Genomic DNA, 24,530 nt, shown 5'->3' with positions numbered 1-24,530 from the left:
CCTGTGGCGTGTGCAAAACCATTTTCCTTTCTACATTTTGCTAAATATGCACACGCGGCACGCGTGCGACAGCATGGAAAGAAAAATGATTTACAAATTGTAGAACGAGTACAAAAGCTACTTCACAGCACAAACAATAATTACATGTAGCGTTTAATCGCCTGCCACAAAATGGGATCATATTCATACACATCGGGTCTAAATTGCACTTTACCCTTATCCGCCCATGCGGTATAATAAGCAATAAACACACCTATGCTTTTACGTGGCGCATACCAAGTAGGTTTTAATTGAAAAATGTTAAGGGTATCTGCTTTTTTAGCTAGTTTCTTTTTAAAAACCTCATTTTTAGTAGTGTCTATTGGTGGCAAATCCACATCCATACGCAATTTATCATATTGGTATTTGTCTTTTACCATGAGCTCTGCAAACTTTAAAGGCTGCTCTATGCGCACACAACCATGGCTAATAGCCCTATTAGCTAGTTTAAAACCGTACTTATTGTTGGTATCATGCAGGTAAATACTAGAACTATTATCAAATACAAATTTGAACTTACCTAAGGCGTTACCTTCTCCAGAACCTTGTTTAAAGTTAAAAGGTAGTTTCTCCCTAGGATATTTATTCCAGTTAATGGTATCTGGATCGGCCACTAATTTTCCTTTGTAATAAACCTTAATGTTGTTGTTAGACAAGTAGTAAGGATCTTTTCTGGCCATCCAATAAATTTCGCTTTTAGCAATACTTACCGGAATATTCCAGATTGGGTTTACCTGTATGGCATTAAAGACACTAAATAACTGTGGAGTTTCGTGGTTTTTAGGCTTATCGTCTAACTTCCCTGTTTTAAGGAAAGTTTTTATTTTTTGAGTATATGCTGCCTCTCTCTTACCTCCCACACATACATTCATGTGTGCAAGTGTATCGTTTTGTTTAAACCAGGTTAACGTAAAATCGGGAATGTTAACCACTACCAGTTCTTCGGTTTGTAGTGGCAAACGCCAACGCATGCGTTCCAAATTCATCTTAATAGATTTAATTTCTACCGCTTCTTCATTACCTATGCTATCGCGATAACTTTTTAAAGCTTCTTTTAAATCAACATAAGATTTAGCATTAGGCTGTACTTTCTTTAATTCTGCTACCAAATTCTCGGTGTTAAGCACAGAGTCCATTTTCAAACTATCCGGACGAAGTACCTTAATGTAAAACCGATTAAAAAAATTACGGGGATTGATACTGCCATAGCCCATAAAATTGGTGTACTTATTCAGGATGTAGGCGGTGTTCAATTCTAGATCTGCAACAGCTTCGTAAACTTCGTCAATAGTTTTAAATTTGTTTCGATTGAGGGATTGTAATTGCTTCTCGTAAGCAGCAGCATTAAAAATCTCTGGATTAAAACCATCGGCTTTGCTTTGTAAAACAAAACTTTTTAAAGTATCTAATTGTCCCGTTACGTAGAATTTAGTAACCAATTTGGGTAGATATTGGTTCTTCTCGTAAAAAGCAGCAATTACTTTCGGGTTCAGAAAATCCTTGCTTTGGGTTTCTAATTTAGCCTTAAAAATAGGGAGATAAACTGCGGTATCAAATTTATTATATATCTTGTTATCAAAATGTTTAGCCAATACGGCGGCAATTTCTGGCTTTTCTCTAAACCAATCGCAGCCTGTTATAAACATACATAAAACAACAAAAAGTAGCGCTTTTCTCAAATTCAAGAAGGTTATTTTTAACATCAATTTTAATTAAACAAGCACTTTATGCAAATTAAATGCCATTTTTTTTGGATTGTATACCAAACTAGTATATATTTGCTGCATATCCTGCAAAATTAAGGAAAAGAAACAAGTATAATGAACCTATCTTTAAACCATCATTTTCATCTACACCATCGCCATTGTGGCGATATGTAATTTGATATTCTGTACTTCAGAATGGTTTTAAAAAATAGATTTTATATTTCTTATCCTATAATTTAATAAAAGTGAAAACACTTAAAATTGCTATCCAGAAATCGGGTAGATTAAACGAAAAATCAGTAGAAATTCTTAAAAATTGTGGTTTATCTTTCGAAAACTACAAAAGCTCCCTTATCTCAACTGTTACCAACTTCCCTTTAGAAATTCTTTTTCTTAGAGATGATGATATTCCAGAATACGTACAAGACGGCATTGCCGATTTAGGCATAGTTGGCGAAAATGTAATTGTAGAAACAGGTGCCAACGTATCTTATCTCCAAAAATTGGGCTTTGGCAAATGTTCTTTAAAAATTGCAGTTAAGAACGATAGTGATATTGATACCGTTGCCAAGCTAGATGGAAAAGTAATTGCGACATCTTACCCTGTAATTCTAGGAAAATACCTGAAAGCAAACCAAGTGAATGCGCAGATTAGAAACATTTCTGGTTCGGTAGAAATTGGCCCAGGCTTAGGGTTAAGTGATGCGATATTCGATATTGTATCTACAGGCGGAACTTTAAAAAACAACGGCCTAAAACCTTTCACTAGCGTAATGAATTCTGAAGCCGTTCTAGTATCTACCCCTGGTTTAGAATTTAATACCGAAGTGGTAGAAATTGTTCAAAGAATACAATCGGTACTTAGAGCTAGAACCACCAAATATGTGGTGCTTAATGTGGCAAAAGAAAACTTAAAAGCAGTGGTAGATTTATTACCTGGAGTAAAAAGTCCAACAGTGGTTCCATTGTTCGAGGAAGATTGGGTTGCCGTACATTCGGTAATTGACGAGCAAGATTTCTGGGTAAAAATCAATAGCCTAAAAGCTGCCGGCGCACAAGGAATTGTAGTGATGCCAATTGAGAAAATCATTGCTTAAATAAGTGGTTGGATCCACATGGATACATAGCAAATCATACTGTAAAAATGGGGTGTTACCATCTTATACTCATCCTAATTAAAACAAATGATTTTTAATAAACCTATGTTACTGTGTGTTAAAAAAATAAAATAAATCATCAAATACTTTAATTTTTACTATTAACTATTAGTTAATTTAAAATTTTAAAACATTGAAAATCTACAACTTTAAAGATTTAAGTAAACAAGAACTAAAAGAGCTATGTTCACGCAGCATTGCTGACGACAATTTAGTTAAATCTAGAACCGAAGAGATCATTAACAACGTAAAAAGTAACGGCGACAACGCCCTACTTAGTTACGCACAACAGTTCGACAACATAGCGCTTTCTTCTCTTTTTATTGGCAAGGAAGAACTGGCCGAACTGGCTAAACAAATTCCAGCGGAAGTGAAAGCTGCAATTGATACAGCTTATCAGAACATCCATACTTTCCATACTTCGCAACTAAAAACTGAAGACAAAATAGAAACCATGCCCGGCGTTACTTGCTGGCGTGAAGCTAGAGCTATTGAGCGTGTTGGTTTATACATTCCTGGAGGCACCGCTGTGCTGCCTAGCACTTTCTTGATGTTAGGTATTCCGGCAAAAATTGCAGGTTGTAAGGAAATTGTAGTTTGCTCACCGCCACAAAGTGATGGCAAAGTGAATTGCTATATTGCTTATGTTGCAACTTTACTTAATATCGAAAGAGTGTACTTAGTTGGCGGCGCACAAGCCGTAGCTGCAATGGCTTACGGTACCGAAACCGTTCCGCAGGTGTATAAGATTTTCGGTCCGGGCAACCGTTACGTAACCGAAGCAAAAAAGCAAGTTCAAAATAGCGTAGCTATTGATATGCCAGCTGGCCCGTCGGAGGTTCTAGTGCTCGCAGATGAGACTGCCAATCCGTCATACGTAGCTGCAGACCTACTTGCACAAGCAGAACATGGAACTGATAGTCAGTCTATTTTAGTAGTTACCTCAAATAAAACTGCAACAGAAGTAATTAGCGAAGTTGAAAAGCAGTTGACTGAACTACCTAGAAGAGATATTGCAGCAGCAGCCATTGCAAATTCGTACGTAATGGTGGTTGATGATGTTCATCAAGGCATGGAGTTTAGCAATCTATATGCTCCAGAGCATTTAATTTTAGCCACTGAAAAGTACGAAGAGCTTATTCCCTTGATTACCAATGCAGGTTCGGTGTTTTTAGGCAATTTAACGCCAGAAAGCGCTGGCGATTATGCATCGGGAACAAACCATACGCTACCTACAAGTGCCTTTGCAAAAGCTTATTCAGGCGTTTCAGTTGATACCTTTATTAAGAAAATCACTTTCCAACACTTATCATCCAATGGCTTAAAAAACATAGGTAAAACGGTAGAAGTGTTAGCAGAGGCAGAAGGCTTGCAGGCGCATAAGAATGCAGTAACGATTAGATTACAGGATTAGGAGTTAGGGATTAGGTATTAGTCGAAAGACAAGAAACCAAACAACTAACATCCAAAAAACAAACCAATTAAATCTGTGAAATCGAAAAATCTGTGAAATCACAACAAAAGAAAAAATGGACGTAAGAGAATTACAACGAGAAAATATAAAAAACCTAAGCCCCTACTCAACCGCTAGGGACGAATTTAAAGGACAAGCGAGTGTTTATTTAGACGCAAACGAAAATAGCTTTGGCTCGCCACTACCTGCCAATTACAACCGCTATCCAGACCCATTGCAACTAGATGTAAAAGATGCCATCAGCAAAATTAAGGGTGTACCTATCGAAAATACGTTTTTAGGCAATGGCAGCGACGAAGCCATTGACCTACTTTTTAGAGCCTTCTGCAATCCTGGGAAAGACAATGTGATTATTTTGCCACCAACTTATGGCATGTATGAGGTTTCTGCAAACATCAACGATGTGGAAGTGCGTAAAGTGAACTTAACAACAGATTTTCAGTTAGATCTGGAGAAGATTGCCGAAACGATTGATGCCAACACCAAAATGATTTTCATTTGCTCTCCTAACAACCCTACCGGAAATTCTTTAAATAGAACGGACATAGAGACGATTTTAGCCAACTTCAAAGGATTGGTAGTGATTGATGAAGCTTACATCAATTTCGCAAAGCAGAAGACATTTATTCAAGAATTAACAGAATACGCCAATTTGGTAGTGCTGCAAACTTTTTCTAAAGCTTGGGGATTGGCAGCATTGCGCTTAGGCATGGCCTTTTCATCAACCCATGTAATTGACATTCTGAACAAGGTTAAACCGCCTTACAACATCAATCAGGCAACGCAAGATTTGGCTTTAGTGGCTTTACAGAATATCCAACAGGTAAATGATTGGATAAAATTAACTGTAAGCGAGAGAGATAGATTAGGCAATGCTTTGAGCAGGTTGGAAAAAGTAGAAAAGGTTTACCCTTCTGATGCCAACTTTATTTTAGCAAAAATTGAAGGCGCACACAATATCTACAACCAATTGGTAGAACAAGGAATTATTGTAAGAGACCGCTCTAAAGTGGTACTTTGCGACGATTGCCTGCGCATTACCGTAGGAACTGTAGAAGAAAACAACCAACTTTTAACCGCATTAGAACAACTATAATGACCAAGATTTTATTCATCGATAGAGATGGGACGTTAAACATTGAACCAGAGGACGAGCAGGTAGACAGTTTTGCAAAGCTGAAATTTTACCCTAGAGCTTTGTATTACCTTTCGAAGATTGCACAGGAACTGGACTATAAATTAGTGATGGTTACTAACCAGGATGGTTTGGGTACAGCTTCGCATCCAGAAGAAAATTTTTGGCCTATACAAAACTTTATTGTAGATACTTATGCGGCAGAAGGTGTAGTGTTTGATGAGATCATTATCGATAAAACTTTCGCTAAAGACAATGCGCCAACACGTAAACCTGGCACTGCCCTACTTACTAAATACTTTGACGAAGCGTATGATTTAAAAAATTCTTTTGTAATTGGCGACAGGCTAAATGATATTGTATTGGCGAAGAATTTAGGAGCTAAAGGAATTTACATCCGCAACAACGACAGCTTAGGTTCGTTAGAGAATTTAGATAAGTACGAAACGCTGAGCAACATTATAGCTTTGGAAACCAAAAATTGGGAAGATATTTATACTTTTTTACGTGGTGGTGCCCGAATTGTAAAGCACGAACGCAATACTAACGAAACTAAAATTAGCATCAAACTGGATTTAGACGGTACTGGAAAAGCGAAAATTGAAACTGGCTTAAACTTTTTCGACCACATGCTAGACCAAATTGCCCGTCACGGTGGTATGGATTTGGATATTTTAACCAAAGGCGATTTACATATTGATGAGCACCACACCATTGAAGATACCGGTTTAGCACTTGGAGAAGCTTTTGCAAAGGCCATAGGCAATAAACTGGGCATAGAACGCTATGGTTTCTGCTTACCAATGGACGATTGCCTAGCGCAAGTAGCTATTGATTTTGGTGGCAGAAACTGGATTGTTTGGGATGCAGAATTTAAACGTGAACGTGTGGGCGATGTACCAACAGAGATGTTTTTTCACTTCTTTAAATCGTTTAGTGACGCGGCTAAGTGCAATTTGAATATTAAGGCAGAAGGCGAAAACGAACACCATAAAATTGAAGCTATCTTTAAAGCTTTTGCAAAAGCGATAAAAATGGCGGTAAAGCGTGATGCAGAGAAAATGGTTTTACCGAGCACTAAGGGGGTTCTTTAATTTACGATTTTAGAGTTACGAATTACGATTGATCAGCCTCAACGTCATTGACAGACTATGAAGGAAATTTCGAAGTAAAAGACGATTAAATTAAACCCGATAGTCGCTTTACTTCGGGGTAAACCTATGTGTTTACCCCGAAGTAAAGCGAACAGCACCGAAGTAAATTCGGGACAGCAGAACCTATAACACACCAACATTCATTTTCAAACGAAAAAAATGAACGACAACACAAAAAACAGCATCGGCATTATAAACTACGGAGCTGGCAATATCTTCTCATTAACCGCTGCGCTGGATAGGCAAAACATCCCCTACGCAATGGTTAATACTGAAACAGATTTGGAAAAACATAGCCATATCATCATTCCTGGCGTAGGCCATGCTGGTGCAGCGATGCAAAAACTACAACAGACGGGTTTGGTAGCCGCCATTAAAGCATTGAAAAAACCTGTGTTAGGAATTTGCGTGGGTATGCAGCTGTTAACCGCTCACTCTGAAGAAGGTAATGCCGATTTACTGAACATTACACCTGTTAAAACGAAGCTTTTCGATAAAACATTAGGCATTAAAGTTCCGCACATGGGCTGGAACAATGTGAGTTTCGCAAACAATCCGTTGTTTAACAATGTTAAAGATAACGCACAATTTTATTTTGTTCATTCTTATTTTATTGAATATAACCCTATTTTTGACATTGCATCGGTAACTTATGGCAACAAGTTTTCGGCGGCTATACAGAAAGATAATTTCTACGGCGTACAATTCCACCCAGAGAAATCTGGAGAAGCCGGAGAGCGGTTGCTGAAGAATTTTTCGATGCTTTAATTGATGTGATGATTAGCTGATGTGATAATTAGGTAACAACTGCAAAGTACTTACCGACAGCAACTTTTAACTTTTGAATTTAAACTTTTAACTTTTACAAAATGTACATTATCCCTGCAATAGATATTTTAGACGGCAAAGTAGTTCGTTTACGTGAAGGCGATTACAATCAGAAAACCGAATACAATGTTTCTATCGATGATATGATAGAACAATACCGTTCTAATGGTACAGACTTTATCCATATTATTGATTTGAATGGTGCCAAAGGCGATTTTAGTAATCAAAAAGCACTTTTCGATATCATTAAAAAAACGGATATGAAAGTGCAATATGGTGGCGGTATCCGTACCATTGAACAGGTAACCAATTTGCTAGACGCAGGTATCCACCGTGTAATTGTGGGTACACAAGCCATCAGCAACCCCGATTTCTTGCCTCAACTGAGCGAGGCTTTTGCGAAGAAAGATGATTATGCTAACCGTATCGTTATTGCTATTGATGTGTTGGATGAGGTAATCAAATACTCTGGATGGATGGAAAGCTCCCCAATAAAATTGATGGACTACGTGGATAAATGCCTGGCGCTGGGTTTCTTCCGCTTCTTATGTACAGATATTAATAAGGATGGTAAACTAGGCGGTGCAGCGGTAGATCTTTACAAAAAACTGTTAGACCACTCTCCTATGATTAAACTAATTGCATCTGGCGGTGTGAGCGCTATGGCTGATATTGAGGAATTAGCGCAATTACCAATTAGAAGTGTGGTGGTGGGTAAAGCAATTTACGAAAACCGTATTTCTATTGAAGAGGTTAAAAATTGGAATTTACAACAGTTGAGTTCGATTTAACCCCCTAGCCCCCTAAAGGGGGAATTTAAAAGCATAAAACAACCCCTAAATCCCCTAAAGGGGACTTTTATAGATAGTTCCCTAGGATGACTTATAAAGAATTAGATGATGAAGACTACGATATGCTTTGGCTAAAAGAGCCCAGTATGTTTTATGGTGCTTCAAATTTGATTTTTGATAACGCAAAGAGATTAAGGAATACACTTACTGACAGTGAAGCGCTACTTTGGAACCATTTAAAAGGAAAACAACTTGGTTTTAAATTTAGGAGACAACATCCTATTGCATATTATATAGCCGATTTTTATTGTCATGAAGCGAAGCTAGTAATTGAATTAGACGGCAGCATACATAATCAGCCTGATATACTGCAAAATGATATTGAACGTCAAAAATATCTTGAAAGATTAGGGTTAACAGTTTTAAGATTTACAAACGATGAACTGTACAACAACACAAATAAAGTTTTGGAAGAAATTAATAAAATCATACAAGCTCAACGCCTTACAGCCTCCCCTTTAGGGGGCGGGGGGATTATCAAAACGTATTATCCCCTGCTTAGATGTAAAAGACGGTCGCACGGTTAAAGGTGTGAACTTTGTTGATTTACGCGATGCAGGCGACCCGGTAGAATTAGCGGCTCAATATGCGCAACAAGGCGCTGATGAGCTGGTGTTTTTAGATATTACCGCTACACACGAACATCGTAAAACGATGATTGAAATGGTAAAATCGGTAGCGAGACAATTGAATATTCCGTTTACCATTGGCGGCGGCATTACAGAAATTGCAGATGCGGAAGCTTTGCTAAACGCCGGTGCCGATAAAATCAGTATCAACTCTGCTGCTGTACGAAATCCAAAACTGATTGAAGAATTGGCAAAAAACTTTGGGGTACAGTTTGTAGTGGTTGCAGTAGATACTAAGTATGTAGATGGCAGAAATATGGTTCACTTAAATGGTGGTCGCTTAATTACGGAATTGGAGACCGAAAGCTGGATTAAACAAGCGGAAGATTTAGGTGCAGGGGAAATCTTGCTAACTTCGATGGACCACGATGGCACTAAAGCTGGTTTTGATTGTGGTTTATTGAAGAAAATTAACGATAGTATCAACATTCCGATTATTGCTTCTGGTGGCGCTGGTAGCATGGAGCATTTTACGGAGGTTTTCCAAAAAGCAAATGTAGATGCGGCTTTAGCGGCTTCTGTATTTCACTACGGAGAGATTTTAATACCAGATTTGAAACAGGAATTGAATAGGAATAATATTCCGGTAAGAAACCCCTAAATCCCCTGAAGGGGACTTTAATACCTAAACATTACATAGAGCAAGTTAAAAATGAATTTCGATAAAATAGACATTAACCAAATAGACTTTGGAAAAACTCCCCCTTCAGGGGGCTGGGGGGTTCCCGTGGTAGTTCAAGACAACCAAACTTTAGAAGTGTTGATGTTGGGCTATATGAATACAGCAGCCTTTGAGAAGACACAACAAGAAGGCAAAGTAACTTTCTTTTCTCGCTCTAAAAACCGTTTATGGACCAAAGGCGAAGAAAGTGGCAATTTTCTACACGTACACTCTATCGCTATCGATTGTGATAACGATACAATTTTAATTAAAGCAAATCCGGTTGGACCGACTTGCCATACGGGCTCACGTAGCTGCTTTAAAACAGATTACAACCAGAATTTTATCTTCGAGTTAGAGAACATCATTAACGATAGGTATGAAAACCCAGTAGAAGGTTCGTACATTAATAAGATGCGTAGCAAAGGTTTAAACAAGATTGCCCAAAAAGTTGGCGAAGAAGGCGTTGAAACCGTAATTGCAGCATTAGCTGAAACTAAAGAAGATTTGATTAATGAAGCTTCCGACTTGTTATTTCACTTGATGTTTTTATTGAAAGAAAAAGAGTTGAGCTTAAAAGACATTGCAGAAAACTTAGAGAAGAGGCATAAGTAATAGCCTCTTCTTTATGTTTAAAACTAACTAAAAGCCAATTCTCCAAAAAATTCTTTTCTATGAAAATCGGGGTGCTCGGCTTCTATCATACTCCAAGTAAGGAAGTGAGGCTGTGGTAAACCATCACCACATTTATAAAAATTACCTTTTGCTTTAAGGTGATGAAAAGAACTAATTTGATGTTTGATGAAAATTTCTTTAGGTATTACTAGCATAATTTCCCAATCGAAACCTGTGTTGGTATTAATGATACTGTTCGAATTAATTTTAGAGGAGAAACTCAACCGTTTAATCACATCAATGGGTAACAATCTACGCCCGTGCCTACCATTTCCGTAACCTATTTTTGTAAAGCCTAAACAATTAAATTCTAGATTGTAATATCCGTTACTATCGAAAGCAATAAAAAGCTCTACACAACTATCATTATGGATATTTCCGTTGGTTACTTCATTAGCTAAAAGGTATTTTTCTGCAATAACATATTTCAATAAAATCGATTGACCATTGTGCGCCATTGAAAACTTAGCATATGCATTAGCCTGATATGCAGGCCAAGGATTACAATCGATTGGCGTTGTTTTCAAACCTCCCATCAGCTGGCTGATTTGTTCAACTTCCTGCAATCCATTTGTATCTATAAAAGGTATCTCTAATCTTCTCACGCTCGTTATAATTAACTACCAAGACCCAAGTCCACAAAGATTTATTTCGCAACTATAGAAAATAAGCTTTTCTTAGTGTTCTTCGTGTGTTAGTGGTTTTCTTTTAAATTTTTATCTTATCCTTACTATACACCACGTTGCCGTTAACAATCGTGGTTTCTATGTTAATCTCTTCATCAAAAATCACAATATCGGCCTCTTTACCTTTTAGTAACTCCCCTTTTCCGTCCTCAATATTTAATATTTTAGCTGGGGTAGTACTTGCCATTTTAACGGCATCAAGTAAAGAAACATCAGCTAGTGTAATCATATTTCTTACTAGCCTATCGGCAGTGGCTACACTTCCAGCAAATGCACTACGGTCTGGTAATTTGGCTACACCATCTTCAATAATTACATCTAAACCATCTTTGTAGCTTCCCAATTTGCTTGGGCCTTCTGGCATTCCGGCACCTCGCATGGCATCGGTAATTAAAGCAGTATGCTCCGCTCCTTTTATTTTGTAAATCAACTTTAGCAGTGCTGCTGGTAAATGCACACCATCAGCAATAATTTCTACCGTCATATTGTCTAGCAAATAAGCACTTTCTATTACGCCCGCATAGCGGAAAGCATTGCGCCTAGAAACCCCGGACATGCACGAATAAAAATGCGTAGCATGGGTAAAACCAACTTCATAGGCTTTTATCACTTCTTCGTAAATGGCATCGGTATGGGCAATAGCCGCCAATACATTATTCTGTTTAAGGAAGTTGCCAAATTCTATTGTACCTGGTAACTCTGGTGCTGCACTCCATCTTTTGATATGTTTAGATGCAGCTAATACTTCTTCATATTCTGCTGGATCGGGATTACGAATGTACCGTGGGTCTTGCGCACCTTTCTGCGACATGGCAAAATATGGCCCTTCGATATGGATGCCTACAAAATTGGCTCCTTCGGTATTAATAGCATTAGCTTTTTCGTAGATGTTTAAGGTGGTTAGCAAATCTTCTTTCTCGCAACTTAGTGTAGTAGGCATTAGGGCCGTGGTGCCATATTTAGCGTGTGTTTTTGCCACAGCAAGAAACGCTTCTATGGTGTTATCCATAAAGTCGTGACCACCGCCACCATGCACATGCATATCTATAAAACCTGGCGAAACATACATTCCTTGCGCATCTATCTCATTTGCATTAGCTATTGCAATATTTTTAGTTCCTAGTTCTGCTATTTTTCCATCGGCAATAATTAAAGTGCCATCTTTTACAAAACCAGCAGGCGTTATGATATTTGCGTTATATATTTTGGTATAATTAGTCATGGTGGTTATTTTTTAGAAGTCCAACTTTTTAAAGTATGGCCATAGAAAGCGTAAAAAATGAGGTAAGTATAACATGGAATTAATACCCAATAAGCAGCTCTTAAACTCTGATGATCTGCAAAAAAACCATATAGTAATGGCATAATGGCGTTGCCGCAAAGTCCCATAATTAATAACGATGAACCAGTTTTGATGAACCTGCCGAGATTATCTAAAGCCAAAGGCCATACGCCAGCCCAAATCATGGAATTGGCAAAGCCAAGTAGAACGATAAACCAAACAGAAATATCAGTCTGATGACCAAAGAGTGCAATTTGTCCAGAGAAAAGAAGAATGCAGCAACTTAGCGTTAAGCCCAGCAACGTACAAGTTTTGAGTGCTGTTTTTTGGGAAATCAACTTTGGAATAAAGCTGATCCCCAGAAAATAACCTACGATAGTTGCCGTTAAAGTATACGATGGAAAGGCTTTGGCTTCCATAAAATCCATACCGTGGTGTGTAGCATAATTTACAATACTATCTACGGCAATTACTTGCGAACCAACGTGAAAGAATATAGCTACAGCGCCCAAAACCAAATGAGGGAAATCGAGAATACTATTTTTACCTGCGTTTGCTGTAGAAACTTCTTCCGTCTCAGTGTCGGTATCTATTTCTGGTAGTGGGGAATATCTTACGAGAAAGCCAAGTATTAAAAGCAGAACCGCAACAACTCCGTAGGGCATTACCACACGTTTGATTAGCTCGTCTAAAGCCGCAGCCTTCTCCAAGCCTTGCATCAATTCTATTTGCTTAAACAAAGCGCTGTCTGTTGGTTTTAATACCACTGCAGAGAAAAGCAATGGCGCTAAAATACCCGCCATTTTATTGCAAATGCCCATTACACTAAAGCGTTGCGCAGCCCTTTCTTTTGGCCCCAAAATAGTGATGTACGGGTTTGCCGCCGTTTGTAAAATCGCAAGACCGATACCCAAAGTAAACAATCCAGTTAAGAAAATACCGTAAGTTCTAGTTAATCCGGCAGGTACAAATAACAAAGCACCAATACACATGATCCAAAAACCTATCATCATTCCTTTTTTAAAACCTACTTTTTTAAGGAGATAACCTGCTGGCAACGACATAACCAAATAAGCGATGTAAAAAGCAAAAGCGACCAGATAAGACTGGAAATGGTTGAGTTCGCAAGCGATTTTGAAGAACGGAATTAGAATGGCATTGATCCAGGTGACAAAGCCGAAGATGAAAAACAAAACCCCGATAATGGAAATAGAAACAATGCTATCTCTTTTTGATAAATTACTTAACTGTACTGCTTTTTGCTGTTCCATCTTTATTTATTTGGTAGGTGTTGAAACACTACTTGCGTTGCCTTTGTGATCAAAAGTTCTAAATACAATTTGATCACTGAAGCTCACTGGATGCGAATAAACTGGACTTTTTAGAGTCGGCGTTGAGCCATCTGTAGCATATCTAATCGTAAAACCAGGCAATTGTACATTGGCCTCAATCTTACCATTTTTTACTTTTAAACCTGGCGTAGGGATGCGATAATTGAAGCCACCTGCATAGTAATTCAATCGTTTCAATTCTCTTTTACCTAAGCTATTGTAAAAATTGGAAAGTGAATTTTCATACAATTGTCTAGCTTTAGCTTCATTCCCTTCTTCCGCCCAATCTGGACTTGCAGACCAAGCTCTTTCTGCTAGGGCCAGTAATCTTGGCAACAATAAATACTCCAAATTATCCGCATTTTTGATCGTCTCCGACCACAACTGACCTTGCAAACCGACAATGTTATTTTTGCCCGGTGCAGTGAGCTTCTCCGCTTCATTCAGTACCTTTTCACTCAATTGTCTACCTAAGTAATTCTTCTGCTGATTTTTTAAATAATCGTAAGGGATAAAACTGAATGGCTTATCTAACTCTGTAAAACCGCCCCAGTAAAAGCCAGGTTCTTCAAATTTCTTGAAATAAGCCATGTCAAAATAGAAAGTACTTACAAAAGAAATGATGACTTTGTAGTTTCCGTTAGCTAAACGATAAGCTAAATCTTCGTTACCTAACAAGTTGTTCCAAACGTTTACGTGTACATTTTGGTTAGCAAATTTGCCGTTTACCAACCATTTCGACTTGCCATTTTCTATCGCTTTAGTTAAGCCTACTTCTTCCCATCCAGATAGATAAAGGCCTTTTTTCTTTAGCATCGTGCTAACTTTGCCGAAATAAAAATCCCAAAGATCTGTAGTGGTTTTAATGTTGTTATCTCTTTGTTTTAAAGCGTTAAATGCCGGCGATTGCTCCCAAACGCCTTTAGGTACTTCGTCGCCACCAAAATGAATAGTTTCTAACGGAGCTCCAGCTTCTTTATACATCGCAATGATATCATCAGTCACTGTTTCTAAGAAACTGTAAACTGATGGCATAGCTACATCCACTACGTTATCATTCCATTTTTGCACAGAACGGTAAACAGATTTATCTTCCAAATGGCGAAGTAAATATTTTTCCGCCGCAGCTTTATCGCCCTTAGCCAAATAAGTCTGATAACGCTTGTCCATGGCTTTGATAGCAGCCCTTGCATGACCTGGTGTTTCTATTTCGGGGATTACACGAATATGCCTTGCCGTAGCGTAACGAAGTATTTCCTTAAAATCTTCTTTGCTATAGTAACCGCTTCCCGGCAACTGATCGGCATATGGTCCAGATCCATAAGCAGGCTGTAGCGTATTACCGCTGCCATTAAGATTTGCACGTTTGGCGCCAACATTTGTCAATTCTGGTAAGGTGGGAATTTCTAAACGCCAACCTTCATCGTCATTTAAATGAAAGTGTAAGGTATTGATTTTGTACAGAGCGAATACATCCAACAATTTTAATATTTGCGCTTTAGGCTGGAAATTTCTAGCCACATCGAGCATAAAGCCACGATAGCCAAAACGAGGCGCATCAGTTACATCAACTCCTGTTAAAACGAGACTTTTATTTTTATTTGAAGCAAATGCGGCGGGATTAATCAAAGTTTTTAAGGATTGGATACCATAAAAAGCACCAGCGCTGCTTCCTGCCTTAATCACAACACCTTTTTCAGTGATGTTTAAAGTGTAAGCTTCGTGAGTAGCGCCATCTTTCAACAGGCTGATCGTAGGCTTTACATTACTTAATTTATTAACATTGATTTTCTTACCGAATAGTTTAGAAAGCTCTTGCGCCAATAAATTGGCTTCATTTTCAAAACCAGCTTCGTAACCAATAGTTAGATTTGATGTTAAGGTTAGGGTTTTACCATTCTCTGCATAACTAACTGGTGTTGGAAAAACTTTGGTCAATTTGCTTTCACTTACATCAGCGATGTTTTGGTTGACACTATAAATCATTTCGGAAGTAGTTTCCACATCTCCGCCTACCCTAAAAAACTTTTTCTGATCTGGAGGCGCTACAAAAGCTACTGCTTTAAACGGCAAAATTTCTTTAGTTTTATCCCAAACTAAATAGAAACCTTGTGGTGCATCTGAAGTATTTACCATCCACGAATTAGATAGCATTTCAAAAGTTAAACTTTCTCCTGGTTTTAGTCCTTCAAAATTTTTAGCAGGCGTAAAACAAGACAAATCTCCATTGAGATGTGCTACCTCAAAAGGTTGATTAGCTGTTTTAGGAGTAATTACCCTAATGAAGTTAAAGAATAGCTTCCAGCCTGTTTTAGGTAAAGTGGCATTACCTACATTTTTAATAGTAAGTTTAGACAAGCCCTGTTCATCTTTCAAATAATTGTTTTCTAAAGGCTGCCAAGTAATAGCCAAATCCAAATTGGCGTTTTGCTGTTGTTGCGCAAAGGCCGCAGAACTTAACACGCTAATTAATACGATACAAAGGAACTTCATCTTATTTATTGGTTTTACTTCTAGATAATCGTTGAATTAGGAGCTTAATTTTTGAATTTCTCAGTTCATTTTCCTGATCAAGCTCGGCGTCATATAAAGCATATTTATTTAGCTCTATAAATCGCTTGTCGAGTTTTTGAGTGTCTAACTTTTTCAATTCGTTGATAATTGCTGGTATTCTTTCAGGATTGAAATTCGGACTGTTCAATTCTATTTCTAAGGCAGCATAAGTAAGATATTGAACTCTGATATCTGCCATTAAGCGATAGTGCTCAAACTCTTCTTTGCCTTTCAATGGCTTTAATTCATACAACTGTTTTGAAGCTAGTTTTGCACTATCCAACAGCTGGTTTACAGTTACATTTTTATTACTTACTGCACCTTGAGTAATTTCGTAAGGAGCATTAGTCAAAGCACTCCAAAAAGTTTTGCTTTCTGCTTCATTAAATCCGTAGTTTTTAACACTATAGTTTCTAGCAAATTGATCGATATTTAACGGTTGGTCGGTTTTCAAAGCTTCGAAATAAGCGTCGATCAGCATATTAAAACCCGTAATCGGATACACACGTCTGATAGCGTATAAATCTACAATATCTCTAGTGGTTTCAAAAACTGGCGAATAAAGTCCCGATGTTGACCATGAAGTCATTACCATTCCTTTGTAGCCGAATTTTCTTGCAGTTGGAATAAAATCTTTGATATTTTTGAAGTGCTTTTCCCATTGGGTAAGGAAGTAATTATCTGGATGACTCCTGATAGATGGGGATCCCCATATTTCGAAACCACTTTCTAGTAATTTGCTATGATCTCCAAACATATTGATGTCCCAGCCATAATTCCAATCGATGAAAATAGTTTGTTTTGGCAACAACTTTAATGCATCTGGGTATTTGATAGCGATATCTGCCCAAAGCACAGGAGTTTTTCCTAAGCTTACCACTAAATCGCAAAGCAGTTTGATGTAATCGCCATAAAGCCGGCCTTTTCCTAGTTCTTGTGCTTTCTTTTTAGATTTTTCTGAATGGCCAAGCAAATAAGTCTCATCTCCGCCAATGTGGATGTATTTTGAACTATGCGTAGCAATTAAATCGGTATAAAGATCTTTAAACAACGCTCTATTCAAATCTTCTTTTAATGGGTCTACCTGTGAATAATCTTTCTGATCCTCCCTTTGGTCTTTGTATCTGTAGTTACGCAAGATGTATTCTACGTGACCAAAACTCTGCTGCAATGGGATCACATCGATATTAATACTTTTACAGTAATTGATGAAATCAACGACTTCTTCTCTAGTATAAGCTAACCTATTAGCAATCATTACGTGATTTTTAAATGGGTAAGTTGCTTCCCATTCCATCACTAAAGTGTTGACACCATTTTCACTCAGCTTCTTAGCAAAAGCTTTTAAAGCAGGCATCTTCATTACTTGTATGCGAAGGTCTAAATGAAAACCCTTAACGGTAAAATCACTATTTATCGCATTAGATTGAGCAAAAGCTAAATTTACAATGAGTACGAAAATTATACTAAGAATATGTCCCTTTTTCACTTGATCCTATTTTATAAATTTAAAACTTCTACTTTTATTGTCCATTATTATACGAGTTACGTAGGCTCCTGCTGGTAGCATTGCTAAATTGTATTGGTATTGGTTAAGTTGTTTATTGTAACGAATTTTTCGTGTTAAAACTTTATTTCCCGAAAGGTCTGTAATCATTACATTTCCGTTTCCCTCAGCATTCTGAATTAGCAACAATACGAAGAACTTCTCCCGTTTTTGAGAAGTTAATTTTAGCTCCCAATTCGAAATTAAGCGCAACTGTTTTATCAAAAGTCGAAGTCTTTCCGTCCTTATCTACCTGTTTAATTTGATAATAGTTATTTCCTACCGCTGGATTAAAATCTGTGTAAGCATAGTTGTTTATCGAGTTGATATTTGATTTTGCAGCGATTTTAGCAATCGGCTCGAAAACTTTAGAAGTTTCGGTTTTCCTTAATAACTGAAAATAGTCGTTGTCTATTTCTGATGATGTTCGCCATTTTAGCAGCGCACTATTAGTATTTTTAGTTGCCGAAAAATCTACAAAAGTTACTGGTAATGTTCCACCAACGGTGTGCTTCACGCTCAAATCACTGATGTTGATCGGTGCAAGCGTACCCGAAATACTTCTAATTCCTTGTAACAACAAACTGTTTAAAGCTAAACCTCTTGCAACTTCTGTAGTAGCATCGAAATCTGCCCCTATTCTAGCATTGTTTACCCAGATATGAAATTTTCCACTAGCAACGGTGTACTGTGTTGAATTATGCGTGTATTCTCCAGTAGCCGAAGCATGATTGTTGGCATAAATTTCTACGTTGTAAGGACCACCAGTTTTGGTAAATGTTGCTGAATTAATGGTCTGTGCAGAATAGTCACTCCCTTTTCGATATGAAAAAGCAATAGTGGTTGGCGACATATCCCATCTCAAATAAGTGAATACGCCTGTTGCGGCAGCCCCTTGCAAATTATTACCATCATTAAATATATTATTGTTTTCTGTTGAGTTGGCACTATTTCCTATCGCAAATGTGATTGCCCCAGTGGATGCATCTGTGTTATTAAAGGAAATGGTAAAGAAATAACTTACTATTGCTTCTGCATTGCTTAGGTTATAAACCGACATTTTATTAGTAGCAGTAACAGCTGTCCCATTACTAGCTGTAAGTGTAAGACTTGACAACCCCGTTAGTGCAAAGCCACCATTATTACTATTGCCTGTATAAACTCTGGCAAAGCCAGATGCCGGCGATGGCAAAAAATTAGCTACAATGCTAGTAGAAACTGAAGATTTAGCGGTAGTTGTGGCATTGTAAGTTCCTGCCACAGCACCGAAATTACAGGTAAAAGCGGTAGCGTTTTCGTTTGTCCAAGCTCCTTGCGCATCAGCTTTATAAAACTGAATAGACAATAATAAAACAATAAGTAAAGATATCTTTTTCATCGCTTAGTCTTTATTTAGTTGCGTTTAACTGAATGTTGCTTAAACTCAAGGTTAGCGCATTAGGTACTGACCCTTTACTGTGATAACCTTGAAACAAGAAGCTATTTAATGGGGCTTCTGGCGCCAGTTCGCCACTTGCCGAAAAAGCAGATCCACTTTCTGTAGCAATCAATTTCCCATCTACCCAAATGTTAAAAGTAGCCGGAGCTAAGTCATAAGCTTTACCTGCTTTAGTGTATTTCTGAGCAACTGTAGCATTATTAAAATACAGCTCTACTTGGTGTTCGGCTGTTTTAGTAAAACTGTTACCATTAATTAATTTATAACCATACGAACCATTATTTAAGGAACGATAAGAAAAGAAAACTGATTTATTGGTGCTAAACTCCCAACGTAAGCCTGCGAAAACACCTGCAGCATCTGCGCCTGTTAAAGCCGTTGTATTTTTAAAGATGTTGTTTCCTCTGGCATTGCCTAAACCAAAAACTACAGCACCATTAGTTGGCTCATTTTCACTTTTAAAGGAAACATTAAAAAATAAACTGGTTACTGCGCTTGCTTTTGAAATGTCATAAACTGCAAACTTATTTGCACTACTGCTATTTGATGCTTCTAAAACTAACTTGGATGTTGCATCTTTTCCTTCTACTTTAAAGCCGCCACCACCATTAGCACCTGTAGTAACTGCAGCAAAGCCAGAAGAAGGATATGATAAAAAACCTGGCGTTGATGTAGAAGATACCGAAGTTTTAATTGCTTCGCCACCAACGAATTTATCGCCAGCGTTACCTGTACCCTTTCCTAAATTATAGTTCCAAACAGTTCCCTTTGTTTCAAAAGTTCCGGCATCACTCCAAGCTTTGTTTTGCGCCTGTGCTATTCCAAAAAGCATGGTTAGTGCTGCTATGATATGTAATCTTTTTTTCATGAATAATTTGTTTTAGTTGTCAGTTTATTTTGCTTGATAGGCGCCTGGTGTAAATTTGGCGAGGTTTAAGGTGGTTCCAAAAAAATCTTTGGCTCCTATATCTGGTAACCAGTAATTGCCTTCCATTTCGCTTTTAGCTATCGCCTTATTTAAAATTGGACTAGTTGATTTAAGCTTAAAACCAGTGGCGGTAGCGAAACCTTTACTATAGTTTAGTGGGTTTACCAACTGAGGGTCTGCAAAAATCCCCTTATCATCTTTTACGTAGAATTTTTCGTAACCGAAGTACACATTCCCTTTAAACACTGCGGTTTGTCCCGCTGATTTTACCACTAACTCTCCCTGCCCTTCGTGATAGAAAATGTTGTTGTAAAACTTTGAAGTTATCAAGGCTTCATCAGCAATGACTACAGCTTCATGTGCTTTATTTAACACCACTGTATTGTTATGAGCAATTGCTGTGCCTCTCACATGATTTGCCCAAACTGGAAAATCGAATATATGTAAGCCTTTAATACCGTCATTTACACTTATATTATGCCTAATAATTGCATCTTCGGATGTACTGGTAATCAACACAAAACCGCCTTCATTGTCGTGCGAATAATTATACTGAATTACAGTGCGATACGCATCTTCATCGGCGTCAAAAGCTTGCCCATCTTTACCACCTCTGGTATTGTAAACCTCATTGTACTGAAAAATGGTTTCATCCGTACTACGGCACCATAATGCCACTCCGTACTTCACTAACTCCTCATCCGCATTATGCGTTTCCCAAACTTCGTTGTGCTCTACCAGTGCGCCGTAGCTATACCTTACAATTACACCATCACCTGCACAATGGTGTATTTTGTTTCTTCTAATAACCAAATTAGTAATAGGTCTATTGCCTTTTACTGCCTTTTTACCGTCGGTTAAATTGGTAAAAATTCCTAAGCGTACTACGTTGGCAATCTCACAGTCTTCGATTAAAATATCATCGAATTTACTTTCGGCGGTACCAATAATGCCAATACCACCGGTATTTTTCCCCTTCATCTCAAAGGAATAATCGCCCATTATGTCGTGGATGTAAAGGTTTTTAAGGTGGATATGCTTTCTCGAAGCACCATTATCTTTTACCAATACACCTAGTCGGTTTCCGATAGTAGTAGCCTTATTGGTAATTTCTAAGTGGTTAACTTCCCAATAATCTACATCCTCTAGCTTCAATACTTCCGATACTTTTCCCTCCCCTTCTAACAAGGCTTTTTTAGTACCGCTATAAATTGAAACTACTATCGAATTCTTCGCATCGCCCGAGCCTTTAGGCAACAACTGACCTTTCCAGCTATCGCCTGCTTTGAAAAGTAGCGAATCGCCAGCCATAAACTGGTAACCATTTACTTTCTGAAGCGATTTCCATGCTTTAGCAGGGGTCTTGCCATTATTACTATCATCGCCATTTTTGGCATCGACATAAAAAGTAAACTTCCTCTTCTGTTTTCCTTTATTTCGGAAGTAGGTGCTTTTTTGCAGGCCATTACAGAAAACTGAATGCAAAGCATTAAGAGCGTAAAAGTTTTAATCTTCATTTGTTATTGGATGTTTACAGTGATTTTAATAGGCGTGTTATAGAAACCTCCATTATTATCTTTGGCTTCTAGGATGATTTCATCAGCATTGCCAGTTCCCGAGTACAAATACTTGATAGCACCAGCCGTTAAATCTGCCTGCGAAAAACTTCCATTAACTGGCAATGGAATACCGTACTTCACGAAATAACCATTGGTAGGCAACTTATTTACGATGTAGCTGATGTTCTTATCATCGGCACCGTTCATTTTTAACTGTGTAGTAGTAAGTTTGGCAAAACCATCTTTCGCAATTACATTAAGTGGTGTCGCATTTCCAAATGTTAAAATGGTTGCCGGTGGGCTCGAAATACTTAAATATGCTTTAAAACTACCAGCAGAAAATTCTCGTGGATATATCCTTACAAAATTATCATTGTTGTGGTTCATCAAAATATTTAAGAAAGTCTTATTACTTCCATAAAGTTGATTTACCAACGAGGTTACATCCATGGTTATCCACCCTGTTTGACCAGCTGCCAAAGAAATATTAGCTAAGCTTACACGATCGTAAGTTGGTGCAGTAGTCCAAGTCACGGTTGTCTCATCAAAATCCGTATCAGCACCAGCATAAGCCGTTAATGAAGAAGGTAAACCAGTGAAAAACACATAAAAATTGATCTTTGCCAAACCTATTTTGTTCCCAAAACTTGGTGTAGTTAAAGGAAATTGGAATAAACCCATTCTATCTACCGAAACATCCTTACCATTAGAGTTCTTCATTTCGATAGCTGTGGCATTATTAAAGTTTTTGTTCCTATTAGCTGTACCATTTTGGATATACACATCCTTTGCCACGTTAATCACATCGGTTTGCGCACCAACCGAACCAGATGGTGCATCAGGCACTGCATCTTTTAACTTATAAAAGGTAAACTGATCGGTTACGTGAGCAACGCCATTTTTAAATTCTAAATTTTGACTTCTAATTCTAGCCGAAGGCGATGTGAGATCTGTAGAATTATTTGCAGTTAAGACATATTCGTCTGAACTTGTATTGCTTCTTGTATAGTAAATAAAACTACCGTTAATGGTTTCAAACTTCTTAGTTTCTCCTATTGCCAAATCAAACGAACGTAAACGTCCCTTAAAAATCTGGTCAGAAACAATGTTTCGCAGTACAATAGCCGGCACATCATTAAGGTTGGTATAACCTAAACTGCCCACCATATTAGTTACCGCCTGATTAGTTAGAAGCAATACCGTGTAGTCTTCTGGTTGGTTTAAAAAGTCTTCTAAACCAGCTTTTTTAATCACTTCTCCATACAGATTTAGGTTGGTAAGATCGGTACTGTGATCCATTTTTATAAAATCAGCAATGGTCATTCCTCTCAAGTTAGCACCCGCATCTATTGCTTCTGGCTGTTCGTTTTTTAACAAATCTAACTTGCCACAACTTAAGCTGGTACACATCAGTGCAATAGCTAAAGATTTAATAATGATTAATTTTTTATTCATAACAAGCTTATTTAATTATTGATAGTATGAATTTTGTTTCAATAGCGGATTTAACCTTATTTCGTTTAAGAAAATTGGCCAAACGTAATTGCCTTCATTGTTTAAACCATTGATAGGTTGCATTACGCTAATTGCCTTTTTGGTTCTTACCAAATCGAACCAGCGTTTACCTTCAAAACAAAGCTCTTTTGAGCGTTCGTTTAAAATGATGTCTTCAATTTGGCTCTTGCTCAATGAATTATAATCCGAAGGTTGTAAAGCTGTCTCTCCCGCCCTCACCTTCATTTGGTTTACAATAGCAATAGCATCCGCAGGTCTGTCTAACTGATTTAACGCCTCGGCACGCAATAATAAAATATCAGAAAGCCTATATAAGATGATGTTCTTATCATCCATGGTACTTCTCACAAAATTTGTTTTGTCAAAAAACTTAATGATATCCCTCCTTTCATTATAACTGATAGTAGCCCTTTTGTCGTTTGGCTGGAACTTAGTCATTAATGCTTCGCTTACCATAAATGCGGGCTGGAAACCTATATCGCCATAAACTTGGATATAGAAAGACCTAGCTCCACGTTCTGCAAAATTGAAGTCGATCTCGAAAATACTTTCTGTAGAAAAACCATGTGTAAACTGTCTGGCGTAAGAAGTATTTTCTAAAGCCGTAGCATCTGTCAAAGAAGTTAGCGAGTAATTAGCTGTGTTAGTAAGAATTTTTTGGGAAGCCGTTAAAGCTTTATCGTACTGATGACGCCACATATATAAATCTGTGTATATAGCGTTTACTGCACCTGCAGTTAGTAAAGCTTTGGTGGTTTGCGATGGCGAATAACTGGTAGGCAAGAGCAAGGTCGCACTATCTAAATCTAATTCAATTTGCGTATAAACTTTTTCGGTATCGGCCCTTTCCACTAAATAATTCTCAGTAGCATCTTTTAAAGGTTGAGTAACCAAAGGTAGTGCGCCCCAAATCCTAGTCATATTGAAATAGCAAAGCGCTCTTAGTGCATAAGCTTGACCCAAAGTTTGGTTAAATTCAGTAGTTTTGTTAGCATACAAACCATTTTGGCTCATTATTCTTACATTTTTAATAATCAAATTAGCTTGATTAACCACCGCATACAATTGGCTCCAACTGGTAATCCTTAAACTTGGATTTACATTATTGGTTAACAAGTTAAGCGACTCTGTATTTAATGAAGTTAGATTTTGTGCAACATTATCTGCTCTAGCTTCTCCGTAAAAAACACCTTCTGGACCCATTGCTGCTTGCAAAAGCGTATACGCACCATTTAATGCTGCAGTTGCCTGCGAGGTTTCTTTCCAAAAGTTTGCATCGGCGTATTCGGTAATCGGGTTAAGCTCTAACGCTTTTTTACATGCTGTGAGCCCACAAAACAGCAGTAGCATATATTTAATTATGGATTTTTGATTTTTCATAGC

At 37.8% G+C, this 24,530-nt stretch carries 21 protein-coding genes; 9 read left to right on the top strand and 12 right to left on the bottom strand.

Annotated features, from left to right (window positions below; genetic code table 11):
- Positions 1-140 precede the first annotated feature (140 nt).
- Entirely contained in the window at positions 141-1,742 is a 1,602-nt protein-coding gene (locus OVA16_RS14030; RefSeq protein ID WP_267760480.1) for a L,D-transpeptidase family protein, read from the bottom strand.
- A gap of 248 nt (positions 1,743-1,990) precedes the next feature.
- Here OVA16_RS14030 and hisG point away from each other — a divergent pair, with 248 nt between their 5' ends.
- From hisG to hisIE, 9 genes are all read left to right on the top strand, one after another.
- Entirely contained in the window at positions 1,991-2,842 is an 852-nt protein-coding gene (hisG, locus tag OVA16_RS14025; protein ID WP_267760477.1) for an ATP phosphoribosyltransferase, read from the top strand.
- Positions 2,843-3,035: 193 nt separating this feature from the next.
- Complete coding sequence (hisD, locus tag OVA16_RS14020; protein ID WP_267760474.1) at positions 3,036-4,316, top strand: histidinol dehydrogenase; 1,281 nt, start codon at positions 3,036-3,038, stop codon at positions 4,314-4,316.
- A 115-nt stretch (positions 4,317-4,431) separates the two neighbouring features.
- Positions 4,432-5,472 (top strand): histidinol-phosphate transaminase, encoded by a 1,041-nt coding sequence (gene hisC / locus OVA16_RS14015; RefSeq protein ID WP_267760470.1) that lies wholly within the window; start codon positions 4,432-4,434, stop codon positions 5,470-5,472.
- The gene (gene hisB / locus OVA16_RS14010) at positions 5,472-6,605 is read left to right on the top strand and encodes a bifunctional histidinol-phosphatase/imidazoleglycerol-phosphate dehydratase HisB (protein WP_267760468.1); all 1,134 of its coding nucleotides are present in this window, start codon (positions 5,472-5,474) and stop codon (positions 6,603-6,605) included. The genes hisC and hisB overlap by 1 nt, the downstream gene beginning before the upstream one ends.
- Positions 6,606-6,824: 219 nt before the next feature.
- On the top strand, positions 6,825-7,433 hold the full coding sequence (hisH, locus tag OVA16_RS14005; RefSeq protein WP_267760465.1) for an imidazole glycerol phosphate synthase subunit HisH: 609 nt from the start codon (positions 6,825-6,827) through the stop codon (positions 7,431-7,433).
- Between the two features lie 101 nt (positions 7,434-7,534).
- Positions 7,535-8,284: a 1-(5-phosphoribosyl)-5-[(5-phosphoribosylamino)methylideneamino]imidazole-4-carboxamide isomerase gene (gene hisA / locus OVA16_RS14000; protein WP_267760462.1), complete on the top strand. Its 750-nt coding sequence runs from the start codon at positions 7,535-7,537 to the stop codon at positions 8,282-8,284.
- Between the two features lie 86 nt (positions 8,285-8,370).
- Positions 8,371-8,871 carry an endonuclease domain-containing protein gene (locus tag OVA16_RS13995; protein WP_267760459.1) on the top strand — a complete coding sequence of 167 codons (501 nt, stop codon included), beginning with the start codon at positions 8,371-8,373 and terminating at the stop codon, positions 8,869-8,871.
- Positions 8,872-8,875: 4 nt separating this feature from the next.
- Positions 8,876-9,574: an imidazole glycerol phosphate synthase subunit HisF gene (hisF, locus tag OVA16_RS13990; protein ID WP_324288408.1), complete on the top strand. Its 699-nt coding sequence runs from the start codon at positions 8,876-8,878 to the stop codon at positions 9,572-9,574.
- 51 nt (positions 9,575-9,625) lie between these two features.
- Positions 9,626-10,249, top strand: a complete 624-nt coding sequence (gene hisIE / locus OVA16_RS13985) for a bifunctional phosphoribosyl-AMP cyclohydrolase/phosphoribosyl-ATP diphosphatase HisIE (protein WP_267760456.1) — start codon at positions 9,626-9,628, stop codon at positions 10,247-10,249.
- A gap of 23 nt (positions 10,250-10,272) precedes the next feature.
- Here hisIE and OVA16_RS13980 read toward each other — a convergent pair whose 3' ends face one another.
- From OVA16_RS13980 to OVA16_RS13935, 11 genes are all read right to left on the bottom strand, one after another.
- Positions 10,273-10,914 (bottom strand): carbohydrate-binding family 9-like protein, encoded by a 642-nt coding sequence (locus OVA16_RS13980; protein WP_267760453.1) that lies wholly within the window; start codon positions 10,912-10,914, stop codon positions 10,273-10,275.
- Positions 10,915-11,017: 103 nt separating this feature from the next.
- Positions 11,018-12,217 carry an N-acetylglucosamine-6-phosphate deacetylase gene (gene nagA, locus OVA16_RS13975; RefSeq protein WP_267760451.1) on the bottom strand — a complete coding sequence of 400 codons (1,200 nt, stop codon included), beginning with the start codon at positions 12,215-12,217 and terminating at the stop codon, positions 11,018-11,020.
- A 5-nt stretch (positions 12,218-12,222) separates the two neighbouring features.
- The gene (locus OVA16_RS13970; protein ID WP_267760449.1) at positions 12,223-13,548 is read right to left on the bottom strand and encodes a sugar MFS transporter; all 1,326 of its coding nucleotides are present in this window, start codon (positions 13,546-13,548) and stop codon (positions 12,223-12,225) included.
- Positions 13,549-13,554: 6 nt separating this feature from the next.
- Positions 13,555-16,101, bottom strand: coding sequence for a family 20 glycosylhydrolase (locus tag OVA16_RS13965; protein ID WP_267760444.1), 2,547 nt, complete (start codon positions 16,099-16,101; stop codon positions 13,555-13,557).
- A 1-nt stretch (position 16,102) separates the two neighbouring features.
- Positions 16,103-17,650 (bottom strand): family 20 glycosylhydrolase, encoded by a 1,548-nt coding sequence (locus tag OVA16_RS13960; RefSeq protein WP_267760442.1) that lies wholly within the window; start codon positions 17,648-17,650, stop codon positions 16,103-16,105.
- A gap of 6 nt (positions 17,651-17,656) precedes the next feature.
- On the bottom strand, positions 17,657-17,818 hold the full coding sequence (locus OVA16_RS20290) for a T9SS type A sorting domain-containing protein (RefSeq protein WP_420712324.1): 162 nt from the start codon (positions 17,816-17,818) through the stop codon (positions 17,657-17,659).
- A gap of 16 nt (positions 17,819-17,834) precedes the next feature.
- Positions 17,835-19,085 (bottom strand): hypothetical protein, encoded by a 1,251-nt coding sequence (locus tag OVA16_RS13955; protein WP_267760439.1) that lies wholly within the window; start codon positions 19,083-19,085, stop codon positions 17,835-17,837.
- Between the two features lie 10 nt (positions 19,086-19,095).
- On the bottom strand, positions 19,096-20,013 hold the full coding sequence (locus OVA16_RS13950; RefSeq protein ID WP_267760436.1) for a hypothetical protein: 918 nt from the start codon (positions 20,011-20,013) through the stop codon (positions 19,096-19,098).
- 24 nt (positions 20,014-20,037) lie between these two features.
- The gene (locus tag OVA16_RS13945; protein ID WP_267760433.1) at positions 20,038-21,558 is read right to left on the bottom strand and encodes a right-handed parallel beta-helix repeat-containing protein; all 1,521 of its coding nucleotides are present in this window, start codon (positions 21,556-21,558) and stop codon (positions 20,038-20,040) included.
- A gap of 35 nt (positions 21,559-21,593) precedes the next feature.
- The gene (locus OVA16_RS13940) at positions 21,594-23,087 is read right to left on the bottom strand and encodes a DUF7594 domain-containing protein (protein WP_267760429.1); all 1,494 of its coding nucleotides are present in this window, start codon (positions 23,085-23,087) and stop codon (positions 21,594-21,596) included.
- Between the two features lie 15 nt (positions 23,088-23,102).
- Entirely contained in the window at positions 23,103-24,527 is a 1,425-nt protein-coding gene (locus tag OVA16_RS13935; RefSeq protein ID WP_267760426.1) for a RagB/SusD family nutrient uptake outer membrane protein, read from the bottom strand.
- Positions 24,528-24,530: the final 3 nt, after the last annotated feature.

The organism is Pedobacter sp. SL55 (assembly GCF_026625705.1).
GTDB lineage: Bacteria > Bacteroidota > Bacteroidia > Sphingobacteriales > Sphingobacteriaceae > Pedobacter.
This window is presented reverse-complemented; position numbering and strand designations above follow the sequence as displayed.